This is a genomic window from Sphingopyxis sp. J-6 (assembly GCF_046603995.1).
In the GTDB taxonomy this organism is placed as follows: domain Bacteria; phylum Pseudomonadota; class Alphaproteobacteria; order Sphingomonadales; family Sphingomonadaceae; genus Sphingopyxis.
Genome location: NZ_CP145810.1, coordinates 2,190,995 through 2,215,933, shown reverse-complemented (window position 1 = coordinate 2,215,933; position 24,939 = coordinate 2,190,995). Strand labels below are relative to the sequence as shown.

Sequence of the window (24,939 nt, the reverse complement as noted above, 5' to 3'; positions counted from 1 at the left end):
CTGCAGAACGGAGGGCGTGATGCGGAATTTCCTGAACCTGTCCGACGCGGGCGGGGACGCGGTCGCGGCGATGCTTGCCGACGCGATCGACCGCAAGGCGGCGCGCGCGGGCTGGCCCAAGGCGAAAGCCGATGCCGATGCCCCGCTCGCCGGGCATGTGCTGGCGATGGTGTTCGAGAAGAATTCGACGCGCACCCGCGCGTCGTTCGACATCGCGATCCGTCAGCTCGGCGGCGTATCGATGATCATGGACGCGGGCGTGACCCAGCTCGGCCGCGGCGAGACGATCGCCGACACGGCGCGCGTCCTGTCACGCTACGCCGATGCGATCATGATCCGCACCGACCATCATGAAAAGGCCGAGGAACTGGCCGAATATGCAAGCGTCCCGGTGATCAACGGGCTGACCGACCTCTCGCATCCGTGCCAGATCGTCGCCGACCTGCTGACGATCGTCGAAAGCGGAAAGTCGCTCCCCGGTCTTGAACTCGCGTGGCTCGGCGACGGCAACAATGTGCTCGCTTCGCTGATCGAGGCGGCCGGACTGTTCGGCTTTCATATCCGCGCCGGTGTCCCGCAGGGCTATGATCCCGATGCGGCGTTCGTCGAGGCGGCGCGAGCGAAGGGCAGCCGCATCGACATCGTGCGCGACGCGCAGGAAGCGGTGGCCGGGGCCGACCTCGTCGTCACCGACACCTGGGTTTCGATGGGGCAGGACCATGCGCACAACAAGCTGGCGGCGATGGCGCCCTATCAGGTTGACGAACGGCTGATGGCCGCGGCGAAGGGCGACGCGATCTTCCTCCACTGCCTCCCCGCGCATCGCGGCGAAGAAGTGGTCGACGCGGTGATGGACGGCCCGCAATCGCGCATCTGGGACGAAGCCGAAAACCGCGTCCACGCGCAGAAGTCGATCCTGCTCTGGGCGCTCGGCAAGCTATGAGCGAGACGATCGAAACCTGGTTCGACCAGCCGCTGGTCTTCACCATCGCGGCGCGGCATGTCCGCGGCCGGTTCGTGCGGCTCGGCCCCGTGCTCAACACGATCATGGCGGCGCACAGCTATCCGCCGGTCGCCGAAAAGCTGCTCGCCGAGGCGCTCGTCCTGACCGTGCTGCTCGGCTCGACGCTCAAGACCGAAGGCGGGCAGATGACGCTGCAGGCGCAGACCGGCGGCGGGCCGGTCGAACTGCTCGTCTGTGATTATCGCGGCGGCGAACTGCGCGGCTATCTGAAATTCGATGCCGAGCGGCTGGCCGAAGTGGGCTCGGACCCGACGCTGTTCGCCCTGTTCGGCGAGGGTTTTCTCGCAATCACCTTCGATCAGGAGGCGACCGGCGAGCGCTATCAGGGTATCGTGCCGCTTGAGGGCGCCTCGATCGGCGCCGCGGCCGAGCATTATTTCGAGCAGTCGGAGCAGATTTCGAGCCTGATCAAGCTCGCCGCGCGCCACGACGCCGAAGCCGGCTGCGTCGCCGGCGGGATGCTGCTCCAGCATCTTCCCGAGGGCGAGGTCGGGCGCGACCGTCTGCATGTCCGCCACGACCTTCCCGAGTGGGAGCATGCGAAGACGATCGGCACGACGCTGAAGGACGAGGAACTGACCGATCCGGCGACCTCGCTGGAAACCCTCGCCTGGCGGTTGTTCCACGAGGACGAAGTGCGGATCGAGCCCGGAACGGCGGTATCGCGCGGCTGCCGGTGCAGCCCCGATTATTTCGCCGGCGTCCTCGCACAATTTCCCGAGACCGAGCGGCAGGACATGGCCGACGAGCAAGGGAAAATCGTCGTCGACTGCGCCTTTTGCTCGCGCATTTTTCCGATCGCGCTCGAAGACATCGCGTCGCGTCACTGAGCGGGCCTGCGGCATTTCGTCGCAAATCGAGACGGCGAAACGAGGCAATCCAGCGCCAAGCGGTTGAAATCCTGTCGGGGTGTCGCTACCTTGTGTCAAACGGGGTCGCAATTTCGCCCGTGCCGGGCGGCCAGTGGATAGGTGGAAATGGCGATCTTGGCTCCCTTCATGCGATGGTCTGTGGCGGCGTTTGCCTTTGCCGGTGCGAGCGCCGTGCCGGCGCAGGCGCCGTCGCTGGCGATGCTCGACCGGCTCGAGAAAGGCAGTTGGCAGCTTCGCGAGCGCGGCAAGCCCGATGTGGTGAAGACCTTCTGCCTCGGCGATGCGCGGCGGATGATCCAGATCTACCACCCGCGCTCGGGCTGCTCGCGCTATGTCATCGAGGATGTGCCCAATTCGGTGACGGTCCATTATACCTGCCCGGGCGCCGGACACGGCCGCACCAGCATTCGCGCCGAAACCAACCGGCTGGTCCAGATCGACACGCAGGGCATCGCCGAAGGCCGGCCTTTCTCGCAGGCGATCGAGGCGCGGCGGGTCGGCGCCTGTACCGCGACGAATTGACGGCGCCTTTCGTAACGCGATGTTAACCATCGGCGATTAGCTTCGGGATCACGGCGCACCGATGTGTGTCCTTCTCCCTAACGGCTTCTTGCCGACTTGGGCCGTATAGCGAGAGCCATGCGGCCCTTTCTTTTGGGGCGGGGCAACCGATCAGTCCCTTGCGCCGTCTCCGGCGCGGGCGTATCGGGCGCCGATGCAGAATCTTGCCGGAAAAACGTTGATCGTCCTTCTCTCGGGCGGACTGGACTCGATGGTTTGTGCGGGGCTGGCGCGCGAAGCCGGCGCGCGCATCGTCGCGCTGACGATCGATTATAACCAGCGTCACCGCGTCGAGCTTGAGTCCGCGGCGCGCATCGCCGACCATGTCGGGGCGGCCGAGCATATCGTGCTGCCGCTCGACCTGCGCCGCTTCGGCGGTTCGGCGCTGACCGCCGACATCGACGTGCCCAAGGACGGGGTCGCTGACGAGGTACCCGTTACCTATGTCCCGGCGCGCAACCTCATCTTCCTGTCGCTGACCCTCGGGCTCGCCGAGGCGCGGCAGGCGCAGGACATCGTCATCGGGGTCAACGCGCTCGACTATTCGGGCTACCCCGACTGCCGCCCCGAATTCATCGCCGGATTTCAGGATCTGGCACGGCTTGCGACGCGCGACGGCGACAAGGGGGTCGATTTCCACATTCACGCCCCGCTCCAGCATATGACCAAGGCCGACATCGCGGCCGAGGCGGCACGGCTGGGCATGGACGCGGGGATGAGCTGGTCCTGCTATGATCCCACCCCCGATCATCTCCACTGCGGCCTGTGCGACAGCTGCCGCCTGCGCAGCAAGGGCTTCGCCGACGCGGGGCTGCCCGACCCGACCCGCTACGCCGGCGCATGACCTACGCGGTCAAAGAGATTTTCCTCACGCTGCAGGGGGAGGGCGCGCAGGCCGGCCGGCGCGCCGTCTTCTGCCGCTTTGCCGGGTGCAATTTGTGGACCGGGCGCGAACAGGATCGGGCCAAGGCGGTCTGTAAATTCTGCGACACCGATTTCGTCGGTACCGACGGCACCCTCGGCGGCAAATATCGCGATGCCAAGACGCTTGCCGCAGTCATTGCGGAAAGCTGGGGTGAGGCGCCGGGTGACCGCTATGTCGTGCTCACCGGCGGCGAACCGATGCTACAGGTCGATGACGCCCTGATCGATGCGCTCCATGCACAGGGCTTTACGATCGCGATCGAAAGCAACGGCACGCTGCCGGTGCCGCGCAGCATCGACTGGATCTGCATCAGCCCCAAGGCGGGTAGCGAACTGGTGCAGCGAAGCGGTGACGAACTCAAACTGGTCTGGCCGCAGCCGGGCAGCGATGTCGAAATGCTGGCATCGCTGGATTTCGCGCACCGGCTGATCCAGCCGCTCGACGATCCGCACGCGGCCGACAATGTCCGGCGCTGCATCGATCTGGTGATGGCCGATCCGCGCTGGCGCCTGTCGCTCCAGACGCACAAGAGCCTCGGGCTGCGCTGAGCGCTATTCGCTCTTCTTGGCGGCGGGGTCGGTCGTGACGGCTTTCTTGACCGCGGGCACGGCGACGGCATCGGGATTTTCGCTACCGCCGCTTGTTTCGTCGTCAGCCTCTTCCTTGTCCGCTTCGGTCTTGGCGGCCGGCTTGGCGGTGCCGTCGTCGGGGACGCTGTTGTCGACCGCGGTTCCGTCGGTCGCCGCATCATCAAGGATGATCATCGAATCGCTGATCGTGCCGGGCTGAACTTCGACCGCGTCGAGCTTGGCGGTCGATTTGCCCGCATTGTCGCCGCCGCCGCAGGCGGCAAGCGAGAGAAGCAGGAGCGAAGGGAGGAGAATGCGGGTCATGGGGCCGTTCCTAATCACTTGCCCGAAGCTTGTCGAGAAAGGCGGGCAGGCTTGCCGCCAGCGCCGCGTCGACATCGGCGAACGAGGCCTGCTTGCCGAGCGCGGCGAGGCTGGTGACCGGGAATTCGGCGATGCCGCACGGCACGATGCCGCCGAAATGCGACAGGTCGGGCGCGACGTTGAGCGAAAAGCCGTGCAGCGTGACCCAGCGCCGTACGCGCACCCCGATCGCGCCGATCTTCGCCTCGCGGCCTTGCGCGTCGTCGGTCCAGATGCCGATCCGTCCCTCGGCGCGGCGCGCCTCGACGCCGAGCTGGGCGAGCGTATCGATCACCCAGCCTTCGAGCGCCGACACATAAGCGCGCACGTCGCGCCCGCGCCGGCTGAGGTCGAGCTGGACATAACCGACGCGCTGGCCCGGCCCGTGATAAGTGTACCGCCCGCCGCGGCCGGCGTCATAGACCGGAAAGCGCGGGTCGAGCAGCTCGGCGGGGTCGGCGCTGGTACCGGCGGTGTAAAGCGGCGGATGCTCGAGCAGCCAGATGCGCTCGCCCGCTTCTCCGCCATGGATCGCCGCGGCTCGGGTCTCCATGTCCAAGAGCGCGGTTTCGTAATCGGTATGGCCCGGCGAGACGATCCATTCGGGGGGCGGGGGCAGCGTCATTGCGCGCGCTTCCTGCCCCGATGCGGCGCGCGGCGCAAGGGGCCGAAGCGCGATCGGTGACAAGGCTGGACAGAGGGAAGGAAGATTGTCAGTCTCGCCGCGTTCAGGACCATAAAAAACAACGGGGTATCAATGGCAAAATTCGACATGGGCGCGGCGTGGGAAGACAGCATGACGCTGCTGAAATCGCACAGTGCGCTGACCGGCACGATCGCCGCGGTGTTTTTGTTCCTGCCAACGCTGGCGGTCAGCTGGTTCGGCCCCACGCCGATCGAGCCCGCCGCCGGGGCGACCTTCGAGCAGATGATGACGAGCTTTCGCGAAAGTGCGCGGCAGGCGGTTCCGTTCCAGTTGCTCGTCGCAGTGATCGCGGCCATCGGCGGGGTCGGTATCCTCCGCCTCTGGCTGTCGCGGTCGAGCGTCAGCGTCGGCGATGCGCTGGCCTTCGCGTTCAAGATGATCCCGACGATGATCGCCGTGCAATTCCTGATGGGGCTTGCGATCGCGCTGATCGCGGTGGTGCTCATTGTCCCCGGCGCCGCGATCGGCGGCGCGCCGGGCATGCTGTTCCTGTTCGTCGGCCTGATCGCGTTCGCCGCGCTTGGCGCCTATCTGTGGGGGCGGGTGGCGGTCGTGTCGCCGCTGATCGCCGACCGGGTTCAATATAATCCGGCGGCCGCACTGCAGGAAAGCTGGGCGCTGACGCGGGACAATGGGTGGCGCATCTTCCTGTTCCTGTTTCTCGTCACGCTGGTCCTTTTCATTGCGGCGATGATCGTCGGCATTGTCGTCGGGGTCGTGGCGGGCACCGGCGAGGGAGTCGGCCGGATACTGACGGGGTTTGCCGAAGCCGGCTTCGCTGCGATCAGCGGTATCGTCACCCTGGCGATCACCGCCGCCACCTATCGCCAGCTCACGGTCGGAGGATCGTCCGACATATTCCAGTGACCGTCATCATAGGCGGCGAAGGAAAACGGTCGCAACACAGGCACAGACATATGATTTCTGGGCCGACAGGAAAAATACGGGAGAGTCGATTTTAACAGCAGGGGAGAGAAGATGGTCAAGATGAGTATCGGGGCGGCCTTTTCGGAAACATTCGATTTTCTGAAGGCCAATTGGACGCAGATGCTGCTGTGGGTCGGCGGTGCGGTCGTTTTGCTCGCTTTGCTGGGCTATTTAACGCTCGGCTCCACTTTCCAGATGATGGCCATGTCCGCCGGCGACCCATCGGCGATGATGGGGGCATTGGGACGGATATTCCTCTTCGCCATCGTGGCCGGGGTCATACTCTACGCCGCGTCGATGCTGATCTGGCGCAGCGGGCTTCATCCCGGCGAAGCGCCGAATTTCGGCTGGGCGCTACAGGCCGGACCGGCGTTCGCCTTCGGCATGTTCGTCGTCTTTATCGCGGCCTATATCGTCATGATGATCGTGATGTTCATACTCGCGCTCATTTTCGGCGCGGCCTTTGCCGGCGCCGGAGGCTTTTCGCCGAGCGCTTTTCAGGCGGGGACGATCGGCGGCGGCGCGATCGCGGTCATGATTGTCTTCTATCTTGCCGTGATCGTGTTTTTCCTCTGGATCGTCGGCCGTCTCTCGGTCGCGGGCCCGGTGATGGCCGACCGTCTGACGCGCAATCCGGTCACCGGCATCGCCGAATCGTGGCGGATGACCGGCGCGTCGCAGTGGACGATCGTCGGCTTTTACGTTCTCGTCGGCATTCTCTCGCTGGTCTACGGCTTCGTCGTCGGATTGATCTTCGGGGGAATCATGGGCGCCGCGGCGAGCGGCGGCTCGGGGGCAGGCGCGGTCATCTCGATGATCATCATGGCGCTCGTCGTCTATGTGCCGCAACTGCTGCTGTCGTTCGCGATGCCGATGGGCATCTATCGCGCCATCGCACCGCGGGCATCGGGCGACGTTTTCGCCTGATCGTTCCTGCATGATGGGCAAGGGGGCGCTCCGGCAACGGGGCGCCCTTTCGCTATCTCAGCTCCATTTGGCGAGCGGGGGCAGGCTCATCAGGATGGCGTCGATATTGCCACCGGTCTTGAGCCCGAACAGCGTCCCGCGGTCATAGACGAGGTTGAATTCGGCATAGCGGCCGCGCCAGACGAGCTGCTCGTCGCGTTCGGCCTCGGTAAAGCTCTGGCTCATCCGGCGGCGGACGATCTGCGGGAAGATATCGAGGAACGCCTCGCCGACCGCCTGCGTGAGCTGGAAGTTGCGGTCGAACTCGGCGTCGTCACCGCATTCGAGATGGTCGTAGAAGATGCCGCCGACGCCGCGGTGAACGCCGCGGTGCGGGATATAGAAATAATCCTCAGCCCATTTGGCATAGCGCTCATAAACCTCGGGGCCGAAGGGCGTGCACGCTGCGCGCAGCCGCGCGTGAAAGGCGTCGGTGTCCTCGGCATAGGGAATCGGCGGATTGAGATCCGCACCGCCGCCGAACCAGCGTTTGGTCGTCACAAGGAAGCGCGTGTTCATATGCACCGCGGGGACATGCGGGTTCGCCATATGCGCGACCAAGCTGATGCCGGTCGCGAAAAAGCTCGGGTCCTCGCCCGCGCCATGAATCGACGCGGCAAAGTCCGGCGCGAACTGGCCGCCGACGGTCGAAACATTGACCCCGACCTTCTCGAATACCTTGCCGGTCATCACGCCGCGTACGCCGCCGCCGCCTTCGCCGGGCGCTATTCCTTCGGCTTCGCGATCCCAGGGCGTGTAGTCGAAGCGCGCGTCGCTGCCGGCTTCGCGTTCGATTGCCTCGAATTCGGCGCAAATCCGGTCGCGAAGCGATTCGAACCAGCTACGCGCCGCCTGCTGCTGGGGATCGAGCGAAATCATGACGGAAAGCCTTTCGTCTGTCTGAGAGCTTCGGCGAGCGCGATGCCAGCCGCCACCGCGACATTCAAGGAGCGAAAGCCCGCCCGCATCGGAATCGCGACCCGCGCGTCCGCCGCGTCATGGACGTGCGGCGGTACGCCCGACGATTCCGCGCCGAGCAGCAGGATATCGCCGGAGGCGAAGGAAAAGCCGGGCAGGGGCGTCGCGCCGGCGGTTGTGAGCAGGACAAGGCGGCGCTCCGTTGCAGCGGCCCACGCCTGAAAAGCGGCCCAATCGGCGTGGCGCCGGACATTGGCGCGCGTCGCATAATCCATCCCGGCGCGCTTCAATGCGGCGTCGGAAAAGGGAAAGCCGCATGGCTCTATGATATGCGCCGGCACATCGAAGCAGGCGGCGGTGCGCAGCGTCGTGCCGACATTACCCGCAATATCCGGCTGAAACAGGGCGATTTCCATGGTCACGCCATAACCGCGGCCGTTCGCGGAATCGAGTGGCTTCGCTGCCGCATCGCTGCACAGTGACGGAAGCGGAAATTGCCTGTTGGCAAGCCCCGGATGTGCGGCTATCAGGCCCGCAATTCCCGGAGGGGCCGCCGGGGCGCGCCATTTCGTGCGTGCGTGGCAGGGCGGCTCACCTTCCGGGAAATATTGTCGTTTCACCCATGCAAGGGCAGTCGAATGGCCAGTGAATCCGAACTCAACGCCGGCATCGAAGATGGCGTGCGGCGCCGGGACTTTATCAATATCGCGGCAGTGAGTTTCGCGGGCGTCGGTGCGGCGGCAGTTGTCCTGCCGCTGGTCAACCAGATGAACCCGTCGGCCGACGTGCTTGCGCTGTCGACCACCGAGATCGACATTTCGGCGATCCAGCCCGGACAGGCGATCAAGACGAGCTGGCGCAAGCAGCCGGTGTTCGTCCGCAACCTCGTTGCGAAAGAAATCGCCGAGGCCAAGGCCGTGCCGCTCGGCGACCTGCGCGACCCGCAGACGATCGACGAACGCACCAAGCCCGGCAAGGAAAACTGGCTGATCACGCTGGGCGTCTGCACCCACTTGGGTTGCGTGCCGCTCGGTGCTGCCGAGGGCGAGAACAAGGGCGATTTCGGCGGCTATTTCTGCCCGTGCCACGGTTCGCACTACGACACCGCGGCGCGCATCCGGAAGGGCCCGGCACCCAAGAATCTGGTTGTGCCGCCCTATGAATTCACCAGCGACACCGTCGTGACGATCGGCTGAGGAGCGAGATAAGATGAGCTTTCCCTGGGCCAAGAATTATGAACCGCAGCAGCCGCTGATGAAGTGGCTGGACGAGAAGCTGCCGCTGCCGCGCCTCGTCTATAACGCGATCGGCGCCGGCTATCCCGTGCCGCGCAACCTCAACTATTTCTGGAACTTCGGCGTTCTCGCCGGTGCCGCGCTCGCGATCCAGATCATCACCGGCATCGTGCTGGCGATGCATTATGCCGCCAATGCGGCGGTCGCCTTCAATTCGGTCGAGCATATCATGCGCGACGTGAACGCCGGCTGGTTCATCCGCTACGCGCATATGAACGGCGCGAGCATGTTCTTCATCGTCGTCTATCTGCACATCTTCCGCGGCCTTTATTACGGTTCGTACAAGGCGCCGCGCGAAATGGTGTGGCTGCTCGGCGTCGTGATCTTCCTCCTAATGATGGCGACCGCCTTCATGGGTTATGTGTTGCCGTGGGGCCAGATGAGCTTCTGGGGCGCGCAGGTGATCACCGGCTTCTTCTCGGCGATTCCGCTGGTCGGCGAGCCGGTGCGCGAATGGCTGCTCGGCGGCTTCGTCCCCGACAATGCGACGCTGAACCGCTTCTTCTCGCTGCACTATCTGCTGCCGTTCGTGATCCTGGGTGTCGTCATCCTGCACATCTGGGCGCTGCACATCCCAGGTTCGAACAACCCGACCGGCATCGAAGTGAAGGACGAACAGGACACAGTTCCCTTCCATCCTTACTACACCGCGAAGGACGGCTTCGGGCTCGGCATCTTCCTCCTGCTGTTCGTCGCGCTGACTTTCTTCAGCCCGAACACGCTGGGTCACGCCGACAACTATATCCCGGCCAACTCGCTCTCGACCCCGGCGCACATTGTGCCCGAATGGTACTTCCTGCCCTTCTACGCGATCCTGAAGGCCTTCACCTTCAACTTCCTGTGGATCGACGCGAAGCTGTGGGGCGTCATCGCGATGTTCGCCTCGATCGCGCTGCTGTTCTTCCTGCCCTGGCTCGACAGCTCGCCGGTGAAGTCGTCGACCTATCGCCCGCTGTACCGCTGGTTCTTCTGGGTCCTCGTCGTCGACGTCCTGCTGCTCGGCTGGTGCGGCATGCAGCCGGCGGAGCAGCCGTGGGTCATCCTCAGCCAGATCGGCGCGATCTATTACTTCGCCCACTTCCTGATCATTCTGCCGATCGTGTCGCGGATCGAACGTCCGTTGCCGATGCCGAATTCGATCACCGAGGCGGTTCTCGCCAAGCATGCCGACAAATCGTCGGCGGCCACGGCCTGAGCGCCGGACTTTAATAGGAGCTGATAAAGCCATGGTTCGCCCGCTCGGTTTTCTCGTCGGTCTTGGTTTCATCACGGCGCTGGTGCTCGCGATCTTCACGACGCCGCTGTCCAATGAGCACAACGCCGCGCACGACTTTCACAAGGAGCCCAAGCATCTGAAGCTTGCCAGCGACGGTTTGAAGCCGCACTGGGACAAGCAGCAGCTTCAGCGCGGGATGCAGGTGTACAAGGAAGTCTGCTCGGCTTGCCACAGCCTGCACCTCGTCGCGTTCCGCGATATCGGTGATCTTGGCTATACCGAAGGCCAGGTGAAGACTTTCGCCAAGGGCTTCCAGGTGCCGTCGATCAACCCCGACACGGGTGAGCCGGCGACGCGCGACGGTCTGCCGTCGGACTATTTCCCGTCGCCCTATGCGAACGAGACGGCTGCCCGCGCGGCGAACAACAACGCGCTGCCGCCCGACCTGTCGCTGATCACCAAGGCGCGCGAAGGCGGCAAGGACTATGTCTACTCGCTGCTGACCGGGTTCCAGAACCCGCCGAAGAACCTGCCGGCCGAGCTGAAGCCGGGCACGGGGCTCCACTACAACCCCTATTTCGCGAACCTCAACCTCGCGATGGCGCCGCCGCTGGCGGACGGTCAGGTGACCTATGCCGACGGTACCAAGGCGTCGGTCGACCAGATGGCGAAGGATGTCACCGCGTTCCTCGTCTGGACCGCCGAACCGAAGCTGGTGAAGCGCGTACAGGTGGGCTGGGCCGTATTCATCTTCCTGCTCATCTTCAGCGGGCTGACCTATCTGTCGTACCGGAACATCTGGGCCGACAAAAAGCATTGAGGACAGAAGGGAGGGCGGCCAGTTCGATGATCGCCCTCCCGCCTCGACCGGACCTCGACCTCGCGTCGCTCGTCCGCACTATTCCGGACTTTCCCAAGCCGGGCATCCAGTTCCGCGATATCACGACGCTGATCGGCGACGCCGCCGGTTTCAGCGAAACGGTGCGGCGCCTGTGCGCGCTCGCCGCCGTCCATCGCCCCGACTTCATCGTTGCTGTCGAGGCGCGCGGCTTCCTGTTCGGCGCTGCGATGGCAACGGCGATGGGGCTGGGCGTCGTGCCGGTGCGCAAGGCCGGCAAGCTTCCCGGCGTGACGATCGGCGTCGATTACGAACTCGAATATGGCGTCGACCGGCTCGAACTGCACGAAGGTGCCGTCCTGCCGGGGCATCGTGTCGTGCTCGTCGACGACCTGCTCGCGACCGGCGGCACGATCCTCGCCACCGCGGCGCTGATGCGCAATGCCGGCGCGGGGGTTGCGGCGGCGCTGTTCGTCATCGACCTTCCCGATCTCGGCGGTTCGCGTCGGCTCGCCGATGCGGGGCTGGCTTGCGAGACATTGATCGCCTTCGACGGCGATTAGGATTTGAACCAACGCGCTGCCAGCGTGGACCGGGTCGCTGCCCTCGCGGCATTGCTGTCCGCCGATCCGCTGCGGTCGGCAGCGCTCGCTGCCGTCGCTTCGCTGCGACTGCCAGATTGCTGGATCGGGGCAGGGTTCGTCCGCGACGCCTTATGGGACCATCTGCATGGACGCGAGCCGGCGCCGCCGGTCGGCGATGTCGATGTGGTCTGGTTTTGCCGAACAGCGGGCAAGGGTATCGATCGCGACAGCGAGGAGAAACTCCGGGTTCTGCTCCCCGGCTTGCGATGGTCGGTCAAGAATCAGGCGCGGATGCACCGCCATAACGGGGACGCACCATATCGTTCGGTTGCCGACGCCATGATGCATTGGCCCGAGACGGCAACGGCGGTGGCTGCACGATGCGAGAGGAGCGGGATGGAGATCAACGCACCTTTGGGGCTCGACGATCTGTTCGAATTGCGTTTGCGGCCAACGAGCGGCTTTCGCGACGCGAAGCGCGGCGTTTTCGACGCGCGGGTATCGTCGAAGCGATGGTTGCAGCGCTATCCGCTGGTGAGCGTCGTGGAGCGATAAGCGTCCATCATGCGGGCAAAGAAAAAGCCCGCGCCGAAGCGCGGGCTTCGCCCCCTTGGCCAATGCGTCGGGGTTAGAACGGTACCCAGCTCTGCTTCTTGCGGAATTTCATATAGCCGACGTTGGCGCCTAGGCGCGCGCCGACGCCGACGCGGATCGGGATCAGCACGATGTCGCCGCTGCGCAGGTAGGAGGCGTTGAAGCCGCCGATCAGATAGGCGGCGCCTTCGCCGGCCGGGAAGCGCTTGTAGAGATCTTCGCTGTCGAAGAGGTTGTAGACGAGGACGAAGGTGTTGCCGGCGTTGGCGCCCGCGTCGAAACCGATCGACGGGCCGGTCCAATAGGCCGGCCGTTCGCCCTCGACCTTGTGATAGAGCGTGCCCGAACCGTAGCGGACGCCGAGGACCAGCGCGCCGCTGGCCTCGCGGCCGACGATATAGGCGTTCGGCTCGCCCTGCTTTTTCAGGATATCTTCGATCATGCTCGCGAGACCCTGCGCGCCCTTGCCGAACACACCCTCGGCGGCGCCGATCAGGTCGTCTTCCTTATAGGTCGTGGACGGGTCGGCATTCGTTCCCGCCGCTTCGGGATTGGTTGCGACGGTGGGCACGGTGTCGGGCGCCGTGGCCGTCTGCTGGTCGCCAGTCGCGAGGTCACTGTTGATGTCGCTGTCCGACGGATTGTCGTAGGTGGGCGTATCTGCCTGCGGAGCTGGATTGGGATTGTCGAGATCCGAATCGATCGCGGTGTTCGGATCGACCTGGGTCATTTGCGCCGCTGCCGGAATCGGCGTGGCGGCCAGCCCGATCGCGGCAAGGGCCGTGACGGCAAAGGCGGCGAACTTGATACGCATATTATCCCCCAATCGGTCGGCGCGCCGTGGCGCCACGCGGGTTAACCATGACTCGCTCTTTGAATCGCGGGCAATGAATGGGCGATGACTTGAGTCGATTTTGCGTCAGGCCGAATCATTTTGACCGCAGACCGTGCGGCAAGGGCAAAATGAAGGAAGTGGCGGAGACGGAGGGATTCGAACCCTCGGTACCGGATTTACCAGTACGACGGTTTAGCAAACCGTTGGTTTCAGCCACTCACCCACGTCTCCGCATGGTCTGCCGCGCTAACGGCAGTCTGGCCTAGGCGGGTCGCTATAGCCATGCCTCTCGCGCCCCGCAACGCCAAACATTGCGCTAGCGGCGCGAAATGGAATCCATCGGTCGAGGCTTGGAAGCTCGACGCGGGATCAAGCTGAGCTATGCCCGGCAGCATTATCTCTACTAAAAGAGTAGAGTGACAATGGCGGCGCGTTCTGGCTAGATTGGTGCGGGCCGGAGAAACCCGGCCAAGCATCATTCATCGAACCGTCCGTATCGACCCGCTATGACCCAGACCAAGCAAGGACTCATTATCCGCCATGTGCCGCACGAGGGGATCGCGGGGTATCGCGATCCGGTCGAGGCGGCGGGCTATGCGCTCGACCGGATCGATGTCGGCGACGCGGGGTTCGACGGGATCGACCTGTGTGCGCCCGGGCTGCTGATCATGATGGGCGGCCCGATGGGCGTGTACGAGCAGGACCGTTATCCGTGGATCGCGTGCCAGTTGCGTATGCTTGCGCGCCGCATCGAGGCGGGCTTGCCGACGCTGGGCGTCTGCTTCGGTGCGCAGATGATCGCCGCCGCAATGGGCGCGCGCGTCTATGCGGGGCCGGTCAAGGAGGTCGGCTTTCATCCGCTGAGCTTCGTCGATCCGGCATCGCCGCTCGGCGAACTCGCGGATATTCCTGTTCTTCACTGGCATGGCGACACGTTCGACTTGCCGCCCGATGTCGAATTGCTGGCTTCGTCAAAGGCCTATCGCCATCAGGCCTTTCGCCGCGGGCCCAACATATTGGCGCTGCAATTCCATGCCGAAATGGGCCTCGACCCGCGGTTCGACGAATGGATGCGCCAATGGCCCGAAGCCGCCGTCGAAGCGGGAAGTACCGCAGAAGCGCTCGACCGCGATCACCGGCTGCATGGCCCGGCCGCTGTCGCTGCGGGCAGGCGGATGATTGCGCAGTGGCTTTCCGGGCTTCAACACTGAAAGGCCGCGAAAAAGCTGCAATAGATATTGTAATTGAGAATCGTTCTCGATAATGGCCGGATAGTCTCTCCGCCCAGAAATCATCGATGCACGCACCCACAACTCCGCGACCGGCGACCAAAAAGAGCCGGAAAGCCTTTTGGCTGAAACAGCTCCACATGTGGCACTGGATGAGCTCGGCCATCAGCCTGATCGGGCTGTTGCTGTTCGCGATCACGGGCTTCACGCTCAACCACGCCGCCGACATCGAAGCATCGCCGGTGGTCACCGAAAAGGCAGGGCAATTGCCGTCGCCGCTGCTGCGCCAGCTTGCTTCGGCCAATCGCGTGGACGGCAAGGCGCCGCTGCCGAAACCGGTTGCCGCATGGGTCGAGGATAATTTCCCGGTGCGCGCCTCCGCCGAGGCCGAATGGTCGGCGGATGAGGTTTATCTGCCCGCGCCGCGGCCCGGCGGCGACGCGTGGGTCGCGATCGACCGCGCGAGCGGCGCCGTCACCAGCGAGATCACCAGCCGCGGCTGGATTTCCTATCTCAACGACCTTCACAAGGGCCGCAATTCGGGCGGCGCGTGGAGCCTGTTCATCGATATCTTCGCGGGTGCCTGCCTGATCTTCGCGATCACCGGCCTGTTCCTGCTCTGGCTGCATTCGGCCAAGCGCAAAAGCACCTGGCCACTCGTCGGCGCCGGAATCGCGATTCCCGCCGCGATCGCCATCATTTTTATTCACTAGGAGATTGTCGCCGTGCAGCTGCCTTATCGTATCGTCCTGTCTGTCGGCGCCGGTGCGACGCTCGCCGTGCCCGCGCTCGCCGCCGATCCGGGAACGATGGACGTCACCATCGCGATCCCGCGGCTCAAGGTTGCCGAATATCACAAGCCCTATGTCGCGATCTGGGTCGAAAAGGCGGGCGCAAAAGCTAAGACCGTGGCGGTCTGGTACGACCATGACATGAAGGCGAATGAGGGCACCAAATGGCTGCGCGACGTTCGTCAGTGGTGGCGCGCATCGGGACGGTCGATGAGCTTCCCGGCCAATGGCATCACCGGCGCGACGCGCGCACCGGGATCGCACAAGATATCCTTCACGCGGGCGCAACTCGGCGCGCAGGCGGCAGGCCAGTACACGCTGGTCATCGAAGCGGCGCGCGAGGTCGGCGGCCGCGAATTGCTCCGCGTTCCCTTCACCTGGCCGGCGAAGGCCGGCGCAGGCGGACGCGCCGCAGGAACGACAGAATTGGGCGCCGTTTCGGTCGCTTTCCGCTGAATTCAAAAGGGGCAGGAATATGAAAAAGCAAATTTTTGGTTTTGCGGCGACCGTCGCGCTTGCTGCCTTGGCGGCGGTTCCGGCGAGCGCGCATCGCCAGTGGATGCTGCCGTCGTCGACCGTGCTGTCGGGCGACGATGTGTGGGTGACGGTCGACGCCGCGGTGTCGAACGACCTCTTCTATTTCGAGCATCAGCCGATGCGCCTCGACGCGCTGAAGGCGTGGGCGCCCGATGGCAGCGAGGCAGCGATCGAGAACAAGGCGACCGGCCGCTATCGCAGCACCTTCGACGTTCACCTGACGCAGAAGGGGACGTGGCGGATCGCGTCGGTATCCGACGGCGTGATGGGGACCTATGATCTGAACGGCAAGACCGAGCGCCTGCCGCGCGGCACGACCACCGCGAACCTTGCCGAGCGGATTCCGGCGGGGGCGGCCAATGTGAAAACCGCCGAATCGAACAACCGTAACGAGATTTTCGTGACGGTTGGCGAACCGACCACAACGCTGTTCAAACCGACGGGTAAGGGTATCGAACTGGTTCCGGTCACCCACCCCAACGATCTGTTTGCCGGCGAAGCTTCGACCTTCCAGTTCCTGCTCGATGGCAAGCCCGCCGCGGGCCTGCCGGTGACGGTCATCCCCGGCGGCATCCGCTATCGCGACCAGCTCGGGCAGGTCGATCTCAAGACTGACGCCGACGGCAAGGTCGAAGTCACCTGGCCCGAACCCGGCATGTACTGGCTCAACGTCACCACCCCGCAGGCCGAGGGCGCCGTCGAGGGCGCACCGCCGCCGATTGCCCGCCGCGCGAGCTATGTCACGACGCTCGAGGTGATGGCGCCCTGACCGACCGCATCCTGATTCCCCGCGCGCTGACGCCGGCGGCCTTCGCCGCACGCGACGCGACGGCGGCGATCGGGAGCTTTGCGGGCGAAACGATGGGAACGAGCTGGTCGCTGCAGGCGGTGTCGCCGCCCGCAGCGACCGCGCATGGCGTACAGGCGGCGTTCGACCTCGTCGTCGCCCAGATGAGTCAGTGGGAACCGGACTCCAATCTGTCGAGCTTCAACCGCGCGGCGCCCGGTCGCTGGCATGCAATCCCGGCGGAGTTCGCCCGGGTCGTCGAGGCTGCGCTCGACATTTCGCGCGCCAGCGGCTGCGCGTTCGATCCCGCGCTTGGCCGGTTGACCGAAGCCTGGGGGTTCGGCAGCCGCAAGTCCGTGGGTGCTGTTCCCGATGTGGCCGCGATATCCGCCGGGCGGGCGATCGACTTCGATCCCGTCGGTCCGCGTATCCGGCGCGAAGCGGGGGCGGTGCTCGACCTGTCGGGAATCGCCAAGGGCTATGGCGTCGACCTCGCCGCCGAATGGCTCCTCGACATGGGCGTGAGGCATTTCCTTCTCGAAGTCGGCGGCGAATTGCGCGGGGAGGGGATTCGTCCCGACGGTCAGCCGTGGTGGGTCGATACCGAGATGCCGCCTGCGACAGCGGTCGCACCCTATCGCATCGCGCTGCACGACCTGTCGGTCGCGACCTCGGGAAATTATCGCCGCGGCTTCGCGGTCGACGGGCAATATTATTCGCATAGTTTCGACCCGCGCACCGGCCGGCCGATCGTCGGCGACGTAACCTCGGTGACGGTGCTGCATCGCAGCTGCATGATCGCCGATGGCTGGGCGACGGCGCTGACCGTGCCGGGGGCCGAGCAAGCGATCGCGCTGGCTGACGAGCAGAGTCTAGCCGCCTGTCTGATCGCGGGTAATGTCGAATATCTGTCGCGCGCATGGCGCGAGATGCTGGACTAGCTGTCGGCCCAGCGGCGCAGCAAATTGTGATAGACGCCGGTCAGGCGCACGACCGTCGCATCGCCTTGGCCCATCGCCGCCGCTGCACCCTGCACCCCCATGTCGAGGTCGAACAGCAGGTTGCGCTGTCCCTGATCGCGCACCATCGACTGGATCCAGAAGAAGCTCGCGACCCGGGCGCCCGCGGTCACGGGTTCGACGCGGTGCACTGTCGTTGCGGGATAAAGCACGAGATGACCCGCCGGCAACTTGATGCCCGGTGCCTCGGCCATGCCTTCGACGATCAGCCCGCCGCCCTCGTAACTGTCGGGGTCGGCGAGGAAAAGTGTCGCCGACAGGTCGCTGCGCAGCCGGAAATCGCTGCCGCGGCGCATGCGGATCGCATTGTCGATATGATCGCCGAAGCTTTCGCCGCCCGCATAGCGGTTGAAATAGGGCGGATAGATTTTGAGCGGCAGCGCGGCGGCGATGAACAACGGGCTGCGGCCCAGCGCATCGAGCACCAGCCGCCCGGCCTCGGTGGCCGCCTCACCGAATTCGGGGAGCTGTTCGTTGCGCTTGGCGAGCGCGGCCTGCGGTCCCGAGGTTTCGTTGCCGTCGATCCACTGCGCGGCGTCGAGGATGGCGCGGAGTTTTGCGACGCCATCGGCGTCGAGCACATCGGGGATGATCCGGATCATGCGGGCTTTTAGGCGAAAAAGGGCGGGAACGGCAATGCGCCGCGCCCGCCCTTTCGATCAGAAGTTATAGAAGAGGCTGAACACCGCCGAACGCGAGTCGCCGGGGGTTGCCCAGCCGCCCGAGACGGCGCCGCCGCCGACCACGCCGGTACCGGAAATCGTCGCGGCGCTGACGTTGTTGCGGACCCCGGTGTAATAGTCCTCGTTCGTCAGGTTGCTGACGTTGAGCTGTGCCACCAGGCCATTTTTGAAGTCATAGGACACGAAGGCGCGGTGGATCAGATAGTCGTCGACCATGAACTGCGTGCGTTGCGCCAGATTGCGCTGGTTGGTCGCGAACTTGCCCTGATAGGTGATGCCGTAACCGATCTGGAGGCCGAACGGGAAGACATAGGTCGTGAACAGGCTGCCCGAATGCTTGGGCGTCTGGATCAGACGGTCGCCGCGCTGCGGATCGGGAATGGCCGCATTGTTGAGGCAACCGATCGCGCCGGGCGTTGCCAGACAGAAATCGGAAACGCTCTGTTTCACTTCGCTGTCGAGATAGGTGTAGTTGGCAAAGATTGCCCATTCGGGCGTGATGTTGCCGCTGAGCCCCAAAGCGACGCCATCGACCCGCGACTGTCCGTCGAGAACCTGCAGTGCATTCGGCAGCGAGGGGTCGTTCGACGGGGTACGGAAATTGCTCCGTTCGTTGCGGAAAAGAGCGGCGGTGAGCAGCAACTTTTTGTCCATCAACTCGGCTTTGGCGCCGATTTCGTACGTGCGCGCCTTTTCCGGCGCAACCGCACAGGGGTCGGCGGAACCCGGGGCCGCTGCGGGCAGGCCGCAGCCCGCACGAACCGAAGCAGACGTCGGCGTCTTCGCATTGCCATAAGCGGCGTAGAGGCTGACGTTGTCGACCGGATGGAACACCGCGCCGAAGCGATAGGAGAAGAGATTCTCGTCGCTGATCTGGTCGACGCCGCGGGTGTAAGTGGCTCCGTCGTTGGGCGTCGCCACCGTATCGGCGCGGAACACTGTCCGGACGCTTTCATAACGGACGCCGGCGTTCAATTCGAACATCGGGGAGATTTCGAGCGTGTCGAAGGCATAGACGGCAAGATTGCGCGTGTCGCCATAGCTGTTGCCGGTGCGGATATAGTTGACCGGGCCGGTCCACACCGTGTTCGGGTTCGACAGGCTGATCGGCGGTTGCGCCGGGTTCGGTAGCGCGCCGCCCGGATTGCGGAGCAGCTGGGCATTCTCGATCGAATAATCTTCCTGGCTGTAGGAAGCGCCGATGACGAGGGTGTTGAAGAAACCGCCCTTGGCACCGCTGAGGATCGTCAGGTCGGTCTGGTTGTGGAGCAGGTCGTTGACCTGGTCGCGGACAAGGCCGCGCGGGCCCGCAGGATAATAGAAGCCGGGCGCGTCCTGCCCCGCGGCGCAGGCTTTGCCGACGATGGCATCAGGTCCATCGCCAACCGGCTGGAAGCCGTTCGCAAGACAGAAGACGCCCTGCGGCGCGCTCGTCTGGCTGTGCTGGTGAACGCGCTGCCAGCGCGTCAGGTTGCGGATCGAGACATTGTCGCTGAACGCGTGGCGGAAGGTCGCGGTGAGGCGACCAACCTTGGTCTTCTGCTCGTCGAGGTTGACGATGCCGAAATAATCGCTGTCGTCGACGCCCGGCAGCGGGCCGTCGTTGACGCCGCTGAGGAAGAAGGGGACGCCATAGATCGGCGTGTTGTTATCGTCCTGATGGATATAGGCGAGCGTCAGGCTGGTGTCGCTGTCGACGCCGATGGTGATCGACGGCGCGACACCCCAGCGCTTGAAGTTTTCGACGTCGCGGCCGGGCACGTCATTCTCGTGATACATCGCATTGATGCGGACCGCGATCAGATCGTTGAGGCGCCAGTTGCTGTCGATCGCGCCGCGGTAATAATTGTCGGTGCCGATCGCGCCCTGCACCGTTGTCGCGTTGCGGGCGAAGGGGATCTTGCTGACGAGGTTGATCGTGCCTCCGACGCTGCCCGATCCGTTGAACACCGAATTGGCGCCGTTGTAGACTTCGATCTGCTGCAGGTTGAAGGGGTCGGTGCGGCTGTACTGCGCGCTGTCGCGGACGCCGTCGATCGTGAGGTCGTTGTTCGCCGAATAGCCGCGCAGGTTGATCGAGTCGCCATAGCCGCCGCCGCCTTCGCCGGCGCCGAAGGTGATGCCGGGGATCGTCGACAGTGCGTCGCGCAGCGTCAGCAAATTCTGCTGGCGGAGTTGTTCCTGCGAAACCACCGTGACCGTCTGCGGCGTATCGACGATCGGCGCCGTCGCCTTGGGCGATTCGACTTCGGTCGCGAGCGTGCCGCTCACGACGATGTCGCTGCGGGTGCCCGGCGCATCCTGTGCCTCGTCGACATTGGCGGCCATGGCGGGGGCGCTGACGAGGCTGCCGACGCACGACAGTGCGAGGAAAGTGGCGGATGTGGACTGCTTCACGGTGAACCCCCTTGTTATGGACGGGTGCCCGCTATTGCGAGTCTGTTGCAAAGTCAATGAAATTGAGAATCGTTCTCGATAAAGTCGCAACTTGCCGCAAATCGATGCTTTGCGTCAGCGTCTGCGCTCGAGCCACCAGCTTTGCCGCCAGCCATATTGGCTGGCGACGTCCTCACCGTTGGCATTTGTCGCTGGCCTGAAACGAAAGCGCTTTTCGATCAGGCGGCAGGTCGTGGCGTCGAGCGAGGCATCGCCGCTCGACCGCGTCACCCGGCACCCGGTAACGCGCCCGGTGGGCAGGATGGTGAAGAGAGTCTCGACTTCGCCGCCGATCTTCGACCGGCTCGCTGCGGCAGGATAATCGTCGTCGTCGATCCGGCCGCTGCGCCAGACCGGGCGCGTGCCGCCCGAGCCGGTACCTTTGCCCGCGCCGCCGGCCCCCGTCCCGTCACCGGTCCCGCCGGCGCCCGAACCGGGGCCGGCGATCGGCGCCGCTCCCGCCGACGCATCGCTGCCGGTGCCGGGATGCGAGGCGGCGGCTACAGGCGGCGGCGCCGGGGGCGGGATCTTGGGTTTCGGCGCGACGACCGCCGCGGCTTTCGCGTGGCGATTGGCGGGCGCGGCCTTGCCGCTCGCCGCTTTGCTGGGCTTTTTCGGCGGCACGACCGTTTCGGGAGACGGTTTCGGTGCCGGGATCGCGATCGCCGTAATCGCTTCGCTTAGCTTGCGAACGACATGGAGGTCTAGCCCGGTCACAAGCCCGAAGCCGACCGCAGCGACCGCCAGCAAGGCGCCGCTTCCTGCCGCGATTCGCTGCCGTGCTGAAATCTGCCCCGTATAGGCCATCGACGCCGCCTCGACGCGCGTGCCCGTCACGCGCAACGGGCGGAGTTTAGAGGAATTCGTCTAGCGTGGACATGAACCGGTCGAACTGGTCGTGATGAAGCCAGTGCCCGGCATTTTCGAACTCGATCACTTTCGCGGTGCTGAAATGCTCGATCCGTCCGTCCTTCTCGGGGTTCGATGCCCAGCTATCGGCGCCGTACAGCAGCAACGTCGGGCAGGTGATGTTCGCCCACAGTCGGTGCAGATCGTCTTGCGGCATGTCGAAGATCGTCCAGATGTTCAGATAATTGTCGAACTTCCAGCTCCAGCTTCCGTCCTCGTTGCGGTTGATGCCGTGGATGGTCAGGTGGCGCGCCTGTTCGGGCGTTAGATAGCTGTTCTCCGCCGCCATGCGGGCGAGCGCGTCGTCGAGCGTCGCGTAACGCTTCGGCGAGCGCCCCGCCGCCTGCCTCTTGTCGGCGATCCACTGCCGCATACGTTCGTCGAACGACGTCTTTGCCCGCTCTTCCTGTACCGCGGGTGAGGGGCCGAGGCCTTCGATCGACACCAGCTTCTTCACATTGCCGGGATAGAGGCCGGTATAGCGCGTCGCGATATTGCCGCCCATCGAATGCGCGACGATCGTCACCGGTGCGAGATCGAGCTGGTGGATCAACTGCGCGAGGTCATAGACGAACGCGCCCATCTCGTAATTGCCGTCGGGCGACCAGGCGCTGTCGCCATGGCCGCGAAGGTCGGGCGCGATGATGTGATAGCGGTCGGCCAATCGCTCGGCGACCCAGTCCCAACTCCGGCAATGGTCGCGCCCGCCGTGGACGAGCAACAGCGGCGGCGCGTCCTGATTGCCCCAGTCGGCATAGTGGAGCTTCAGCCGCTGCGAAATGAAGCTGTTCGAAGTGGGGCCGCTTGCCATCGTTTCATCCTTGCTGTCTTGTCGGGTTTCAAAAGGCGACTGATTCATTTCCGTCAACCCCGCATGCGCGGCGCCGACGGATCACCACATCGGGGAGAAGGATTATGAGTACGTTTCGCGGCGACTTGCTGGCGGGCAAGACGGCCTTCGTTGCCGGCGGCACCAGCGGTATCAACCTCGGCATCGCGAAGCGTTTTGCCGAACTGGGCGCGAAGGTCGCCGTAGCGGGCCGTGATCCGGAAAAAGCGCAGCGCGCAGCGGCGGAGATCGGCCACAGCGCGATAGGCCTGTCGGGCGACGTTCGGGATTATGCGGCGATTCGCGGCGTGATGGAAACCGTCGCCGACAAGCTCGGGCCGATGGATATCGTCATATCGGGCGCGGCAGGAAATTTCCTTGCGCCCGTACTCGGCATGTCGGCGAACGCGTTTCGCACCGTGGTCGACATCGATCTCAACGGCACCTTCAATGTCTTCCGCGGCTGTCACGATCTGCTCAATCGGCCGGGCGCGTCGCTGATCGCGATCACGGCGGGGCAGGCGGTCAACGCCTCGGCGTTTCAGGCCCATGCCTGCGCCGCGAAGGCCGGGATCAACCAGCTTATCCGTGTCCTCGCCCTCGAATGGGGACCCGAGGTGCGCGTGAACGGCATTTCGCCGGGGCCGATCGAGGGAACCGAGGGCATGGCGCGGCTCGCACCCGATGCCGCCTCGCGGCAGGCGCATTACGACCGGATCGCGATGAAGCGCTGGGGCGAAATCGGCGAGGTCGCCGAATCGGCGGTGTTCCTCTGCTCGCCGGCTGCCGGCTATATCACCGGTACGATCCTCGATTGCGACGGCGGCAGCCAGATCGGCGATGCCTCGCGCGGCGATCTGGCAAAGGGAATGGCCTGAATGCAAAAACGCCGCCAGCCCTGACGGGTGGCGGCGTTTTTAATGGTGGGCGTGGCAAGGATTGAACTTGCGACCCCTGCGATGTCAACACAGTGCTCTACCACTGAGCTACACGCCCATCCCTTGGGGTGACGCGCCCCCTAATATCCCCTGCATCGCTTGGCAAGCCCTTCGCTTGCCGCGACCTTATTATTGTTGGCTTGACCGGTCGGCCCGGCCGAACAGATTATCGACCTCGCGGACCAGATCCTTGAGATGAAAGGGCTTCGACAGCAGTTTTGCCTGCGGCACATTTTCTTCGGCGCGCAGCGATACGGCGGCGAAACCCGTAATAAACATCACCTGTGTCTGCGGTGCCACCTTGGCCGTGTGCTGGGCGAGTTCGATCCCGTCCATTTCGGGCATGACGATATCGGACAGCAGCAGGTCGAAGGTGCCAGAATCGATATAGGGGACGGCTTCGGTACCGCGATCGACCGCGGTGACATGGTAACCGGCGCTGGTCAGCGCCCGCGCCAGATACTCGCGCATCACATCATCGTCTTCGGCCAGCAAAATGCGAATCATGTCGAACGTTTGTCCCCGGTCCCTCGGCGGCGCCGGCTATTGCCTGCCGCTCCAATCTGAAGTCGTGTCATAGCGCGAGAGATTTAACAAATTCCGGTGCGTGCTGGATTTCGCGAACCTTTTTTGCCACCTTCGCCAAATGCCGCACCGCACCATCCCGCCTGCCGCCATCGCTGTCAATCGACCCGCGGTAAACGGACCGGTTATCGTGTCCATTCCCCACGCCGGACGAATCTATCCACCCGAAATTCTGGCCGCAGCGCGAGTCGGGCGCCCCGAACTCGAGCGGCTGGAGGATGGCTGGTGCGACCTGATCGCTTCGGGTGCCTGCGCCGCCGGTGCGACCGTCGTGCAGGCATTGTGGGCCCGCGCCGTCGCCGATTGCAACCGCGGTGAAAACCAGATGGCGCCGGGCGAGGTTGCGATTCCGCTTCGCGCGCAGTTTTCCGCACCGGGTCGCAAGGAGCGGGCCGGGTTGGGGGTCGTGCCGACGCGGCTCGCCGACTGTGGGCCCTTGTGGAAACGGCCGATCGACCGCGCCGGGCTCCACTGGCGCCTCGAGTCCTTCCATCGCCCCTATCAGGCGGCGCTCGCCGAAGAGCTGGCGGCGGCGTACGATCGTTTCGGCTATGCGATATTGATCGATCTTCACAGCATGCCGCCAATTCCGGCCGGACAGCCGGGGCATGGCGCACGTATCGTGATCGGCGACCGCTTCGGCGCTACCGCGGGAGCGTCGCTCGTCGAGCTGATCGTCGAAGCGGCGACGCGGCTGGAGGTTCCGGTGACGCGCAACCAGCCCTATGCGGGCGGGCACATCGTCCGGACGCACGGGCGGCCCGAACGGGGAGTCCACGCCGTGCAGATCGAAATCGACCGCAGCCTCTATCTGACGCCCGACCGGTCGCCCGATCCGGGGCGGCTGGCGCCGATTTCGGAATGGTTTGCGGAACTGGTGAAGAGCGCAGCACTGGTTTCGCCGGCAGCCGAAGTGCCGCCGCTCGCTGCCGAATAAAAAACCACCCCATACCGAAGTACGGGGTGGCCAGGGTCCAGGGAGGACGCACCCGCGTCACAGGGA

Annotated in this window: 29 protein-coding genes and 2 tRNA genes; 19 read left to right on the top strand and 12 right to left on the bottom strand. The window is 64.7% G+C overall.

Going from position 1 to position 24,939, the window contains the following annotated elements; genetic code table 11:
* The first annotated feature begins 16 nt into the window (after positions 1-16).
* The 5 genes from argF to queE all read left to right on the top strand — a co-directional run bounded on the left by argF (position 17) and on the right by queE (position 3,930).
* Positions 17-943 (top strand): ornithine carbamoyltransferase, encoded by a 927-nt coding sequence (gene argF, locus V6U71_RS10670; RefSeq protein ID WP_411342207.1) that lies wholly within the window; start codon positions 17-19, stop codon positions 941-943.
* Positions 940-1,854, top strand: a complete 915-nt coding sequence (locus tag V6U71_RS10665) for an Hsp33 family molecular chaperone HslO (RefSeq protein WP_411342206.1) — start codon at positions 940-942, stop codon at positions 1,852-1,854. Before argF ends, V6U71_RS10665 begins: the two co-directional genes overlap by 4 nt.
* 168 nt (positions 1,855-2,022) lie before the next feature.
* The gene (locus V6U71_RS10660; protein ID WP_411342205.1) at positions 2,023-2,418 is read left to right on the top strand and encodes a DUF3617 domain-containing protein; all 396 of its coding nucleotides are present in this window, start codon (positions 2,023-2,025) and stop codon (positions 2,416-2,418) included.
* Positions 2,419-2,611: 193 nt separating this feature from the next.
* A complete protein-coding gene (queC, locus tag V6U71_RS10655; protein WP_411342204.1) occupies positions 2,612-3,301 on the top strand; it encodes a 7-cyano-7-deazaguanine synthase QueC in 690 nt (229 codons plus the stop codon).
* A complete protein-coding gene (gene queE / locus V6U71_RS10650) occupies positions 3,298-3,930 on the top strand; it encodes a 7-carboxy-7-deazaguanine synthase (protein ID WP_411342203.1) in 633 nt (210 codons plus the stop codon). The genes queC and queE overlap by 4 nt, the downstream gene beginning before the upstream one ends.
* A 3-nt stretch (positions 3,931-3,933) precedes the next feature.
* Here queE and V6U71_RS10645 read toward each other — a convergent pair whose 3' ends face one another.
* Positions 3,934-4,275 carry a hypothetical protein gene (locus V6U71_RS10645; protein ID WP_411342202.1) on the bottom strand — a complete coding sequence of 114 codons (342 nt, stop codon included), beginning with the start codon at positions 4,273-4,275 and terminating at the stop codon, positions 3,934-3,936.
* A 10-nt stretch (positions 4,276-4,285) separates the two neighbouring features.
* Complete coding sequence (gene lipB, locus V6U71_RS10640) at positions 4,286-4,939, bottom strand: lipoyl(octanoyl) transferase LipB (protein WP_411342201.1); 654 nt, start codon at positions 4,937-4,939, stop codon at positions 4,286-4,288.
* A gap of 132 nt (positions 4,940-5,071) precedes the next feature.
* Between lipB and V6U71_RS10635 the strand changes: the two genes are divergently transcribed.
* Together V6U71_RS10635 and V6U71_RS10630 are read left to right on the top strand one after the other, a co-directional pair.
* Positions 5,072-5,887, top strand: a complete 816-nt coding sequence (locus V6U71_RS10635; protein WP_411342200.1) for a hypothetical protein — start codon at positions 5,072-5,074, stop codon at positions 5,885-5,887.
* 111 nt (positions 5,888-5,998) lie between these two features.
* Positions 5,999-6,874: a hypothetical protein gene (locus V6U71_RS10630; RefSeq protein WP_411342199.1), complete on the top strand. Its 876-nt coding sequence runs from the start codon at positions 5,999-6,001 to the stop codon at positions 6,872-6,874.
* A 57-nt stretch (positions 6,875-6,931) separates the two neighbouring features.
* Here V6U71_RS10630 and hemF read toward each other — a convergent pair whose 3' ends face one another.
* Positions 6,932-7,792 (bottom strand): oxygen-dependent coproporphyrinogen oxidase, encoded by an 861-nt coding sequence (hemF, locus tag V6U71_RS10625; RefSeq protein ID WP_411342198.1) that lies wholly within the window; start codon positions 7,790-7,792, stop codon positions 6,932-6,934.
* Positions 7,789-8,247, bottom strand: coding sequence for a tRNA (cytidine(34)-2'-O)-methyltransferase (locus V6U71_RS10620; protein ID WP_411342197.1), 459 nt, complete (start codon positions 8,245-8,247; stop codon positions 7,789-7,791). The genes hemF and V6U71_RS10620 overlap by 4 nt, the downstream gene beginning before the upstream one ends.
* 222 nt (positions 8,248-8,469) lie before the next feature.
* On the opposite strand from V6U71_RS10620, the gene petA reads away from it, so the two are divergent.
* From petA to V6U71_RS10595, 5 genes are read left to right on the top strand one after another with little or no spacing between them, the layout of a single operon-like run.
* A complete protein-coding gene (petA, locus tag V6U71_RS10615; RefSeq protein ID WP_054587934.1) occupies positions 8,470-9,027 on the top strand; it encodes a ubiquinol-cytochrome c reductase iron-sulfur subunit in 558 nt (185 codons plus the stop codon).
* Between the two features lie 13 nt (positions 9,028-9,040).
* On the top strand, positions 9,041-10,321 hold the full coding sequence (locus tag V6U71_RS10610; RefSeq protein ID WP_054727373.1) for a cytochrome b: 1,281 nt from the start codon (positions 9,041-9,043) through the stop codon (positions 10,319-10,321).
* 31 nt (positions 10,322-10,352) lie between these two features.
* Positions 10,353-11,162: a cytochrome c1 gene (locus V6U71_RS10605; RefSeq protein WP_411342196.1), complete on the top strand. Its 810-nt coding sequence runs from the start codon at positions 10,353-10,355 to the stop codon at positions 11,160-11,162.
* A 26-nt stretch (positions 11,163-11,188) separates the two neighbouring features.
* Positions 11,189-11,743, top strand: coding sequence for an adenine phosphoribosyltransferase (locus V6U71_RS10600; RefSeq protein WP_411342195.1), 555 nt, complete (start codon positions 11,189-11,191; stop codon positions 11,741-11,743).
* A 51-nt stretch (positions 11,744-11,794) separates the two neighbouring features.
* Complete coding sequence (locus V6U71_RS10595; protein ID WP_411342194.1) at positions 11,795-12,319, top strand: nucleotidyltransferase family protein; 525 nt, start codon at positions 11,795-11,797, stop codon at positions 12,317-12,319.
* 73 nt (positions 12,320-12,392) lie between these two features.
* Here V6U71_RS10595 and V6U71_RS10590 read toward each other — a convergent pair whose 3' ends face one another.
* Together V6U71_RS10590 and V6U71_RS10585 are read right to left on the bottom strand one after the other, a co-directional pair.
* On the bottom strand, positions 12,393-13,172 hold the full coding sequence (locus tag V6U71_RS10590) for a DUF1134 domain-containing protein (protein WP_411342193.1): 780 nt from the start codon (positions 13,170-13,172) through the stop codon (positions 12,393-12,395).
* A gap of 159 nt (positions 13,173-13,331) precedes the next feature.
* A tRNA-Ser gene (locus V6U71_RS10585) sits at positions 13,332-13,424 on the bottom strand.
* 275 nt (positions 13,425-13,699) lie between these two features.
* Between V6U71_RS10585 and V6U71_RS10580 the strand changes: the two genes are divergently transcribed.
* The 5 genes from V6U71_RS10580 to V6U71_RS10560 all read left to right on the top strand — a co-directional run bounded on the left by V6U71_RS10580 (position 13,700) and on the right by V6U71_RS10560 (position 17,478).
* On the top strand, positions 13,700-14,404 hold the full coding sequence (locus V6U71_RS10580; RefSeq protein WP_411342192.1) for a glutamine amidotransferase: 705 nt from the start codon (positions 13,700-13,702) through the stop codon (positions 14,402-14,404).
* An 86-nt stretch (positions 14,405-14,490) separates the two neighbouring features.
* A complete protein-coding gene (locus V6U71_RS10575) occupies positions 14,491-15,135 on the top strand; it encodes a PepSY-associated TM helix domain-containing protein (protein ID WP_411342191.1) in 645 nt (214 codons plus the stop codon).
* A 12-nt stretch (positions 15,136-15,147) separates the two neighbouring features.
* Positions 15,148-15,669: a DUF2271 domain-containing protein gene (locus tag V6U71_RS10570; protein ID WP_411342190.1), complete on the top strand. Its 522-nt coding sequence runs from the start codon at positions 15,148-15,150 to the stop codon at positions 15,667-15,669.
* A 19-nt stretch (positions 15,670-15,688) separates the two neighbouring features.
* Entirely contained in the window at positions 15,689-16,519 is an 831-nt protein-coding gene (locus V6U71_RS10565) for a DUF4198 domain-containing protein (protein WP_411342189.1), read from the top strand.
* Between the two features lie 92 nt (positions 16,520-16,611).
* Positions 16,612-17,478 (top strand): FAD:protein FMN transferase, encoded by an 867-nt coding sequence (locus tag V6U71_RS10560; RefSeq protein WP_411342188.1) that lies wholly within the window; start codon positions 16,612-16,614, stop codon positions 17,476-17,478.
* Here the strand turns inward: V6U71_RS10560 and V6U71_RS10555 are convergent.
* The 4 genes from V6U71_RS10555 to V6U71_RS10540 form a co-directional block, all read right to left on the bottom strand.
* Complete coding sequence (locus tag V6U71_RS10555) at positions 17,475-18,158, bottom strand: Fe2+-dependent dioxygenase (protein ID WP_411342187.1); 684 nt, start codon at positions 18,156-18,158, stop codon at positions 17,475-17,477. The genes V6U71_RS10560 and V6U71_RS10555 overlap by 4 nt on opposite strands.
* Positions 18,159-18,215: 57 nt before the next feature.
* The gene (locus V6U71_RS10550) at positions 18,216-20,567 is read right to left on the bottom strand and encodes a TonB-dependent receptor (protein WP_411342344.1); all 2,352 of its coding nucleotides are present in this window, start codon (positions 20,565-20,567) and stop codon (positions 18,216-18,218) included.
* Between the two features lie 183 nt (positions 20,568-20,750).
* The gene (locus V6U71_RS10545; protein ID WP_411342186.1) at positions 20,751-21,512 is read right to left on the bottom strand and encodes an energy transducer TonB; all 762 of its coding nucleotides are present in this window, start codon (positions 21,510-21,512) and stop codon (positions 20,751-20,753) included.
* Positions 21,513-21,528: 16 nt separating this feature from the next.
* Entirely contained in the window at positions 21,529-22,395 is an 867-nt protein-coding gene (locus V6U71_RS10540; protein WP_411342185.1) for an alpha/beta fold hydrolase, read from the bottom strand.
* A 104-nt stretch (positions 22,396-22,499) separates the two neighbouring features.
* Here V6U71_RS10540 and V6U71_RS10535 point away from each other — a divergent pair, with 104 nt between their 5' ends.
* On the top strand, positions 22,500-23,291 hold the full coding sequence (locus tag V6U71_RS10535) for an SDR family oxidoreductase (RefSeq protein WP_411342184.1): 792 nt from the start codon (positions 22,500-22,502) through the stop codon (positions 23,289-23,291).
* Positions 23,292-23,334: 43 nt separating this feature from the next.
* On the opposite strand, the gene V6U71_RS10530 is transcribed toward V6U71_RS10535, so the two are convergent.
* Positions 23,335-23,409: transfer RNA gene (locus V6U71_RS10530), tRNA-Val, on the bottom strand.
* A 71-nt stretch (positions 23,410-23,480) separates the two neighbouring features.
* Complete coding sequence (gene cpdR, locus V6U71_RS10525) at positions 23,481-23,858, bottom strand: cell cycle two-component system response regulator CpdR (RefSeq protein ID WP_054587920.1); 378 nt, start codon at positions 23,856-23,858, stop codon at positions 23,481-23,483.
* Between the two features lie 208 nt (positions 23,859-24,066).
* Between cpdR and V6U71_RS10520 the strand changes: the two genes are divergently transcribed.
* A complete protein-coding gene (locus tag V6U71_RS10520) occupies positions 24,067-24,873 on the top strand; it encodes an N-formylglutamate amidohydrolase (RefSeq protein WP_411342183.1) in 807 nt (268 codons plus the stop codon).
* The last annotated feature ends 66 nt before the right edge of the window (positions 24,874-24,939 follow it).